This is a genomic window from Nonomuraea sp. NPDC049784, from assembly GCF_040659615.1.
Classification (GTDB): Bacteria; Actinomycetota; Actinomycetes; order Streptosporangiales; family Streptosporangiaceae; genus Nonomuraea.
On the sequence record NZ_JBFAMX010001244.1, the window covers coordinates 1 to 1,255 of the forward strand.

Annotated in this window: 1 protein-coding gene; it reads left to right on the forward strand. The window is 70.4% G+C overall.

Annotated features, from left to right (window positions below):
- The coding region (locus AB0J09_RS65105; RefSeq protein ID WP_360714543.1) for a helicase-related protein at window positions 1-1,255 on the forward strand (1,255 nt) is incomplete at both ends.

Here is a 1,255-nt window from a genome sequence, read left to right on the forward strand (position 1 = left end):
CGGGTGCGGCGGATCGCCCCGGCCGCCCGGCTGCTCATCTTGTCCGCGGTGCTGCCCAACGGCGGCGAGATCGCCTCCTGGCTCGATCCCACCAACCCGCATCTGGCGGCAGTTGAGTGGACCCCGTCCCGGCTGAACATGGGCGTCTTCACCTGGAAAGGCCGCAACGTCGATGGCCAGCAGGGGTTCGTGGAGTACCGCTCGAGCGACGCCGACCACGGCTTCTTCCTGCCGTACGTACTCACCCGGCATCAGCGCCGGACCAAGCTGTTTCCCAGCGAGGTCAAGGACGTGGCTGCCGAGCTGGCCGTGCACTACCAGCGGATGGGGCCGGTGCTGATCGCCGCGCCCAAGAAGGCCTCCACCGCCACCATCGCCCGGGCGGTCCGCCAGGCCGCTGATCGGGCTGATGTCGTCCTGGGCGCGGACGCGACCGGTCTGGTGCCCTCGGACCTGCGCGCCCAGCGCGAGCGCCTCATCGAGGTCATCACCGAGTACGCCGGTGCCGACCACGAGCTCGTCGACCTCGTCGGCGAGGGCATCGGCTACCACCATGCCGACGTGCCCGAAGCCATCCGGCACGAACTGGAGAAGGCCTACCGCGCCGGCGCGATCCGCATCTTGGCGGCCACCAGTACCCTCGGTCAAGGCGTCAACCTGCCCGCCAAGACCGTCATCGTCGCCGGCGTCCACCGCGGGCACAACGACCAGCTGTCGGTGCGCGACTTCCTCAACACCGCCGGTCGCGCCGCGCGGCCCTTCCGCGAAACCGAGGGACACGTCATCCTCATCGCCAAGGACGAGCGCGAAGCCCGCCGGCTGCGCAAACGCTACCTCGACTCCCCCACGCTGGAGCCGGTCTACTCGACCCTGGTCCGGCTGTATATCGACCTGCTGCGGGCACGGATGCCCCGACGCTCCCAGTTGCTGGACGGGCCCGATGTCCCGGCTGGCCTCGACTTCACCGACCCCGACAGCGGTACCGAGGCCGCGGACTGGGCCGCCGTGCTCGATCTGCAACTGCTGGCCATGCTGGCCGAAGAAGTCGTCGACACCGACGACGAGGCCCTCTTGCACGACGTCATCGGCCAGGCCTTGGGCTCCACCCTGGCCGCCACCCAGCTCGGCGGCCGCCACTACCCGCTGCTGCCGCTGACGAGCTTCGCCGGCCGCCGCATGCGCGCTCTGACCGCCCAGATCCCCGACGGACGGCTGCGCAGCGCCTACCTGCGCACTGGGCTCAGCCTGTCCGGCT